Genomic DNA, 7998 nt, shown 5'->3' with positions numbered 1-7998 from the left:
ACAGACATGTATAACTGTTAGTTAAGCTCCTTGATGATATCTGATGAGAGGGGAATCCTCCCTTCAATCATTACTTAGATTTGGAAATAGAAACTATTAACTGTAGTCCTTAATGACTACATCATTACTATACTAGGAGACAAAATAATGAGATTGGAAGATTTATCTTCATACGAGATTATAGAGAGGCGAAAGATCGATGATCTCAATTCAGAGAGCTTTCTTATGAGGCACAAAAAGACAGGTGCAAGAGTAGCTCTTTTGTCCAATGACGAGGAAAACAAGGTATTTGCAATTGGCTTTAGGACTCCTCCCAAGAACTCCACAGGTGTAGCTCACATTATTGAGCACACTGTTCTTTGCGGATCGGAGAAATATCCTGTAAAGGACCCATTTGTTGAGCTGGTTAAGGGTTCCCTTAACACGTTCCTCAATGCCATGACTTATCCTGACAAGACTCTTTATCCAATCGCAAGCTGCAACGATGCAGACTTCCAGAACCTGATGGATGTATATCTTGACGCAGTTTTCTATCCAAATATCTACAAGACTGACAAGATATTCAAGCAGGAAGGCTGGCACTATGAGTTGGAAGATGAGTCTTCAGATCTTACCATCAACGGCGTTGTTTACAACGAAATGAAGGGTGCTTTTTCTTCTGCAGATGACGTGCTTACAAGAGAGATCATGAATTCTCTTTATCCCGATATCACCTATGGCATTGAGTCCGGAGGAGATCCAGATGTTATCCCTTCTCTTACCTATGAGGAGTATCTGGATTTCCACAGAAAATATTATCATCCTTCAAACAGCTATATTTACATGTATGGAAACATGGATATGGCAGAAAAGCTGGACTATATTGACAAGAACTACCTCTCAAAGTTCGAGCACATTGATGTTGACAGTAAGATCGAATTCCAGAAGACCTTTGATGAGCCAAGGCTTGTAAAGAAAGCTTATCCGGTACTGCCTGAGGATGAGATCAAAAAGAACACTTATCTTTCCTACAACTGCAGCGTTGGATCAACTCTTGATAAGAAGCTTTACATTGCCTTTGATATCCTTGACTATGCGCTTTGCTCAGCGCCTGGTGCGCCAATCAAAAAGGCCCTTATTGACAAGGGCATCGGCCAGGATGTTTACAGCGACTACGACAACGGCATTCAGCAGCCTATTTTCTCTATTGTTGCCAAGAACGCAGATGCAGATCAAAAGGATGAATTCGTAAATACTATTAGAGAAGTATTGTCAGAGCAGGTTAAAAATGGAATCGACAAGAAATCTCTTTTGGCTGGCCTTTCCTACGATGAATTCAAGTACAGAGAGGCTGACTTTGGAAGATTTCCTAAGGGACTTCTTTACGGGATCCAGGTCCTTGACAGCTGGCTCTATGACGATAACAGCCCATGGCTAAACCTAGAAGCCAATGATACCTTTGCGCAGCTGAGAAAAGAGGTAGATGGCAGATACTTTGAGGAACTTGTTCAGAAGTATCTTATTGATAACACTCACAGAACAGTAGTAATGCTTGAGCCCAAGCAGGGACTTACAGAGGAGAAGGACGAGGCACTTAAGGAAAAGCTTAAGGCTTACAAGGCTTCTCTTTCTAAAGAGCAGATAGACGCTATTGTAAAGGAAACCAAAGAGCTTAAGGCCTTCCAGGATGAGGAGGATGCACCTGAGGATCTTGCTAAGATACCGCTTCTTACTCTTGCCGACATGAAAAAGGAATCTGAGAAGTTCATTTATGAGCTTAGAGATGCTGATGGCACTAAGGTTCTTTTCCATGACATATTTACAAATGGTATCGCCTACATAAACTTTGTGTTTGATATGAAGGACCTTGATCCAGAGCTGCTTCCTTATGCATCATCCCTTAAAAAGGTTCTTGGAATGCTCAATACTGAAAATTACCAGTATGGCGATCTTTATAACGAGATCAATATAAGGACCGGTGGAATTAGCGGAGCTATAAGCACCTACACAGACTCTGAGGACGTTACCAGGTTTGTGACCAAGTTTGAGATAAGCGTCAAGGTACTTCATGATAACCTTGGCTATGCTTTTGAACTGGTAAAAGAGATCCTTACAAGAACCAGGTTTGATGATGTTAACAGATTAAAAGAAATCTTCTCAGAGCAGTATGCCCGCCTTCAGTCTGATCTTGCATCAGCAGGACATCAGAGCGCTGCACTTCGTGCCATGGGCTACGTTTCACCAGCTGCTTCTGTTTCAGACTTGAGCAGCGGAATAGGGTATTTCAGGCACCTTGAGAAGGTATTAAAGGCCCTGGAGACAGAGGATGGGGCAAAAGAGCTTATTGCTACCTTAAAGAATCTCTGCAAGCTTATCTTCAGACCAGAAAACCTTCTTGTTGATATAACAGGAACAGCAAAAGAGTACGACGGAATAGAGGATGAGACCAGGAAGTTTGTAGCATCTCTTTATACAGATGAAGTGGCTAAGGGAAATCTTAAGATCACTACAACTAAAAAGAATGAAGGTTTTAAGACTGCTGGACAGGTTCAGTATGTATGCAGAGCCGGTAACTTTGCTTCCAAGGGATTTAAGTATACAGGGGCACTGAGAGTCCTTAAGGTCATGATGAGCTACGATTACCTTTGGAAGAATATCAGAGTTTTAGGCGGAGCCTACGGATGCATGAGCAGCTTTGCCAAGAACGGTGATGCAGCTTTTGTGACCTACAGGGATCCAAACCTTAAAAACAGTATTGACGTCTTTGAAAAGGCTGCAGATTATCTTGAGAACTTTGACGATGATGACAGAGCAATCCTTCAGTACATCATCGGCGCAATATCTGACCTTGATACTCCTAAGACACCTTCTGCCAAAGGTTCTTATGGACTTACTGCTTACCTTTGCAATGCAAAGATGGAAAACATTCAAAAGAACAGGGATGAGCTTCTTGGCACAACCAGAGATACCATCAGAGAGCTTGCTAAATATGTCAGGGCATTTATGTCAGATGAGTGCCTTTGTGTAATTGGCGCAGCTGAGAAGATTGAAGAGTGCAGGGATCTCTTTGATAATGTGGAGCAGCTTATAGGCCGCTGATCTTTAAGTTTTGTTTTGAAGGAGGAACGTTATGAAAAAAGGAGATTGTTTATATAGGATTCTGGCAGCAACCTTCGGAGCAGCCTTAGTTCTTTCAGGATGCGGAGCATCAGGCTCCACAGCTGACTTTGCTAAGAGCAGCGCAGATACAGCGTCTTACGGTGTATACGAAGAAGCAGCCATGGCTGGGGAAGCAGCTCCTGAAGAAGCAGATTATGAAAATGGCTCAGGCCAGTCAGAAACAACAGTTAAGGATGACAGCAGAAAGCTCATTACAACTGTAAATATGTCAGCTGAGACAGAAGACCTGACAGCCACAATGACCAATATTGAAAAGAAGGTTTCTGAGCTTTCAGGCTATATTGAGTCCAGCAATATCTACAATGGCACAAGCTATTCTGGCTATTCCAGTTCAAGAAGCGCGGACCTTACCATAAGAATCCCGGCTGAGCACCTTGATGAGTTTGTGGAGTCTGTAGAAGGAAACAACAATATCACCAATAAGTCAGTTAATGTTGAAGATATCACTCTTTCCTACGTTGATACCCAGTCCAGGAAGAATGCACTAAGGACTGAGGAAAAGAGACTTCTTGAGATCTTAGAGTCTGCTGAGACAGTAGAGGACCTTGTTGCAATTGAGGATAAGCTCGCTGATGTAAGATATGAGCTTGAGAGCATTGAGTCAAAGCTTCGAAGCTATGACAATCAGGTAAATTACAGCACTGTATACCTTAATGTATCAGAGGTTGCCAGATTTACACCTGTTGAGAAGGAAAATGCTTTTGTTAGAATGGGCAAGGGCTTTATGGAGAACCTTTCCGATGTGGGAAGCGGTATTGTAGAGTTCTTTGTATGGCTGGTTTCTCACCTTCCACAGATACTGCTGTTTGTTATCGTTGTTGCTACCATAGTATTTATTATCAAGGCTATTGATTCATCAGCCAAGAAGAAACGTATCAAAAAGATGGCAATGATGCAGCAGAATTCTTTTGCGGCGCAGCCTCTGCAGCCAAACGTGCAAAATCAGGCCATGCCTGTAAACACAGAAAAAGGACAAAATGGAAATAAATAACAGTTTTAAAACAGGATTTATAACACTGATCGGTCGTCCTAATGTTGGTAAGTCAACACTTATGAACCACCTTATTGGACAGAAGATCGCAATAACCTCCAATAAACCTCAGACCACCAGAAACAGGATACTTACTGTTTATACGGATGATGAGTGCCAGATGATATTCCTTGATACTCCAGGCATTCAGAACACAAAAAACAAGCTTGGCGAGTATATGACCAAGGCTGCCAAGAGCACTATTTCTGAGGTGGATGTGGTACTTTGGCTTGTGGAGCCCAGCACCTACATTGGAGAGGTTGAAAAGTCTATCGCAGAGGACCTTAAATCCTGCAAGAGTCCTGTGATCCTTGTTATCAACAAGATCGATACAGTATCAGAGGAGTCTCTTTCCAAATTTGAAGAGGCTTACAAAAAAGAGATGGACTTTGCCAAGGTTGTCCGTGTAGCTGCCCTTAAGGGACAGAACATAGATGAGGTCATGGGGGCTATCAAGCAGTTCCTTCCTTACGGACCTCCATTTTATGATGAGGACACAATAACTGACCAGCCTGAGAGGCAGATAGCTGCTGAGATCATAAGGGAAAAGGCCCTGCGTCTTTTAAGGGACGAGGTTCCCCATGGAATCGCAGTAACAATAGAAAAGATGAGGGAGAGGGAAGATAACCCAGACCTCATGGACATAGAAGCCACCATAATCTGTGAGAGGGATTCTCATAAGGGCATTGTTATTGGCAAGGGTGGCACAATGCTAAAAAAGATTGGATCAGCAGCCAGAAAAGATATTGAAGAGATGGTTGAATGTCAGGTAAACCTTCAGCTTTTTGTTAAGGTAAGAAGAGACTGGAGAGACGATAAAAACCAGCTCAAAAACTTTGGCTACGATTCAAGGGACTTTAAGTAGGAGCATAGATGCAGGATTTTGTATCTGTAAGAGGAATTGTTTTAAAACATACTCCAAGCGGGGACTACGACTGGGTAGCCACAATATTTACTGCTGACAGAGGAAAGATAACAGCCTTTGCCAAGGGGGCAAGAAAGCCGGGAGGAAGGCTGTCCGGTTGTGTAGAGCCCTTTTGTTTTGGAACCTTCAAGCTCTTTGTTGGAAAAAGCTCATACAATATTATAGAAGCAGATATAGAAAACTACTTTGAAGGCTTTCGAACTGACCTTGAGGGTGCATGCTTTGGAACATATCTTTTAGAGCTGTGTTCCTATTACACAAGGGAAAACAACGAGGATGTGGAACTTTTAAATCTCCTTTACCTGTCTCTTAGAGCTCTTTTAAACAAATCTCTTAGAAACAGCCTTGTAAGATGCGTATTTGAACTGCGGGCTCTTGTTATAGAGGGAGAGTATCCGGGAGAGCCTTCTGACATCACTCTTTCAGAATCTGCAAGATACGCCCTTTCATTTATTGTATCTACGCCCCTTGAAAAGCTCTTTACATTTAGCCTTACTGACGAGGCACTCACAGAGCTGTGTGGCGTTTCAAGGCTGTACCGGAGCAGGTTTATTGACAGACCTTTAAAGAGCGCGCAGATGCTAGAGAGCTTTGATGCTTTCTATTGAAAAAGAAAAATGATTTGGATATAATTACCTTGTTTGCGAGGTGGGAAATTTTGGATTTTTACGGTAAATTCGCCGAAAAAGGCTCTTTTAACAAAATAGCAGCAGTTTGTAGTATGGCATTGTGTTTTGCGCTTATGGCCTCAGGATGTGGCCAGCAAAAAGAAAATGTCACTACCATGACAATTGATGCTGAAGGTAAGGTCTCTTATGTGATCTATGAGGATTTCTCAGAGGATTACTACGACGCAGCAGAGCTTTCAGACATGGCAGAAAAAGAGATTGCTGAGTACAATTCAGAGTATATAAGTGAAAAGGTAGCTCTTTTAGGGGCAGAGGTCATCGAAAATGAGGACCAGTCCAGGGTAAAGCTTGAAATGACCTTTGACAGCTGTCAGGACTTTTCTAATTTTAATCAGGAGTTCCTGTTTTATGGAACTATAAAAGAGGCGAAGGAGCAGGGGTATAAGATTTCTACAGGCCTTGTGGATGCCAAAGGGGAAAAGCTTCCAGATTCTTACCTTGAGGATAACGAGGACAGACACATAGTCATCACCGATGACAGGTCAAGGATCAAGGCTCCATACAGCATCGAATACATGTCCAATGGGACAACATTAAATGGCAAAAAAGAGGCTGACATTTCTGCAGTAACAGCGGATACAGTACAGCTCCTTCTTTCAAAATAAGAAATAATTATAGAGAGGATTATTTGAACATGGAAAAATCAGCTAAGACAATGGATAAGATAGTTGCACTGGCCAAGGCCAGAGGATTTGTTTATCCTGGTTCAGAAATTTATGGCGGACTTGCAAACACTTGGGACTACGGTAACCTTGGTGTTGAGTTCAAGAACAACGTCAAGAAAGCATGGTGGCAGAAGTTCGTACAGGAGTGCCCACACAACGTAGGTGTAGACTGTGCAATCCTTATGAACCCTCAGACCTGGGTTGCTTCAGGACATCTTGGCGGATTTTCCGATCCTCTTATGGATTGTAAGGAGTGCCACGAGAGATTCAGAGCTGACAAGATCATCGAGGATTTTGCAGCTGAGAATAACATCACTTTAGAGTCATCAGTTGATGGATGGTCTCACGAGGACATGGAGAACTTCATCAAGGAGCACAACATTCCATGCCCATCATGTGGCAAGCACAACTTCACAAGCATCAGAGAGTTCAACCTGATGTTCAAGACCTTCCAGGGTGTTACTGAGGATGCCAAGGACACTGTATATCTTCGTCCTGAGACAGCACAGGGTATCTTCGTTAACTTCAAGAATGTACAGCGTACATCCCGTAAGAAGGTTCCTTTTGGAATCTGCCAGATTGGTAAGAGCTTCAGAAACGAGATCACACCTGGTAACTTCACTTTCCGTACAAGAGAGTTTGAGCAGATGGAGCTTGAGTTCTTCTGCAAGCCAGGAACACAGACAGAGTGGTTTGAGTACTGGAGAAAGTTCTGCTACGAATGGCTTCTTAGCCTTGGCATTGACAAGGAGAATCTGCGTCTTCGTGATCATGATCCAGAGGAGCTTTCATTCTACAGCGATCATACAACAGATATTGAGTATGCATTCCCATTCACAGACTGGGGTGAGCTTTGGGGAATCGCTTCAAGAACCAACTACGACCTTACACGTCACCAGGAGACATCTGGTGAGCCTATGGACTACTTTGATGACGAGACCAATGAGAAGTACATCCCTTATGTTGTTGAGCCATCACTTGGTGCAGACCGTGTAACTCTTGCCTTCCTTTGCGAAGCATATGATGAGGAGAACATCGGAACTGAGGACAAGCCTGATATGCGTACAGTGCTTCATTTCCATCCAGCACTTGCTCCTGTTAAGATCGGTATCCTTCCTCTTTCCAAGAAACTTAACGAAGGTGCTGAGAAGATTTATGCGCAGCTTTCCAAGAAATACAACTGCGAGTTTGATGACAGAGGAAACATTGGTAAGAGATATCGTCGTCAGGATGAGATCGGAACACCTTTCTGCATTACTTACGACTTTGATTCTGAGACAGATAACAAGGTTACAGTAAGATTCAGAGACAGCATGGAGCAGGAGCGTATCGCCATCGATGAGCTTGAAGCATTCTTTGCTGATAAGTTTGACTTTTGATTTTAGAAAGTAGATAGAGGAGATTTGTATTAATGAGATCATTTACAGCTGACGAGCTTAGAAAAGCTTGGAAACAGTTTTATATTGACAGAGGACACGTTGACTGCGGCGCTGTTTCGCTTGTTTCAGACGGTTCCACAGGCGTTATGTT

General features: G+C 42.8%; 6 protein-coding genes. All 6 read left to right on the top strand.

Features of this window, described 5'->3' with window-relative positions; translation table 11 throughout:
• Nucleotides 1-147: 147 nt before the first annotated feature.
• Genes J6I68_RS05425 through J6I68_RS05400 form a run of 6 tightly spaced genes read left to right on the top strand, consistent with a single transcriptional unit; the run spans nt 148 to nt 7847 of the window.
• Nucleotides 148-3078 (top strand): insulinase family protein, encoded by a 2931-nt coding sequence (locus tag J6I68_RS05425; protein ID WP_292218215.1) that lies wholly within the window; start codon nt 148-150, stop codon nt 3076-3078.
• A 31-nt stretch (nt 3079-3109) separates the two neighbouring features.
• Complete coding sequence (locus J6I68_RS05420; RefSeq protein WP_292218213.1) at nt 3110-4150, top strand: DUF4349 domain-containing protein; 1041 nt, start codon at nt 3110-3112, stop codon at nt 4148-4150.
• A complete protein-coding gene (gene era / locus J6I68_RS05415; protein WP_292218211.1) occupies nt 4137-5054 on the top strand; it encodes a GTPase Era in 918 nt (305 codons plus the stop codon). Before J6I68_RS05420 ends, era begins: the two co-directional genes overlap by 14 nt.
• An 8-nt stretch (nt 5055-5062) precedes the next feature.
• Nucleotides 5063-5722: a DNA repair protein RecO gene (gene recO, locus J6I68_RS05410; RefSeq protein ID WP_292218209.1), complete on the top strand. Its 660-nt coding sequence runs from the start codon at nt 5063-5065 to the stop codon at nt 5720-5722.
• Nucleotides 5723-5772: 50 nt separating this feature from the next.
• Nucleotides 5773-6408: a hypothetical protein gene (locus tag J6I68_RS05405; RefSeq protein ID WP_292218208.1), complete on the top strand. Its 636-nt coding sequence runs from the start codon at nt 5773-5775 to the stop codon at nt 6406-6408.
• A 29-nt stretch (nt 6409-6437) separates the two neighbouring features.
• A complete protein-coding gene (locus J6I68_RS05400; protein WP_292218205.1) occupies nt 6438-7847 on the top strand; it encodes a glycine--tRNA ligase in 1410 nt (469 codons plus the stop codon).
• Nucleotides 7848-7998: the final 151 nt, after the last annotated feature.

Origin of the sequence: Butyrivibrio sp., assembly GCF_017940685.1 — a bacterium.
Classification (GTDB): Bacteria; Bacillota; Clostridia; order Lachnospirales; family Lachnospiraceae; genus Butyrivibrio.
The sequence above is the reverse complement of the archived record's forward strand: the minus strand, read 5'-3'. Positions and strand labels throughout refer to the sequence as shown.

Coding starts and splice junctions, on each gene's coding strand:
- J6I68_RS05420 (WP_292218213.1), top strand. CDS start 3,110: ATGAAAAAAGGAGATTGTTTATATAGGATTCTGGCAGCAACCTTCGGA.
- era (WP_292218211.1), top strand. CDS start 4,137: ATGGAAATAAATAACAGTTTTAAAACAGGATTTATAACACTGATCGGT.
- J6I68_RS05400 (WP_292218205.1), top strand. CDS start 6,438: ATGGAAAAATCAGCTAAGACAATGGATAAGATAGTTGCACTGGCCAAG.
- J6I68_RS05425 (WP_292218215.1), top strand. CDS start 148: ATGAGATTGGAAGATTTATCTTCATACGAGATTATAGAGAGGCGAAAG.
- recO (WP_292218209.1), top strand. CDS start 5,063: ATGCAGGATTTTGTATCTGTAAGAGGAATTGTTTTAAAACATACTCCA.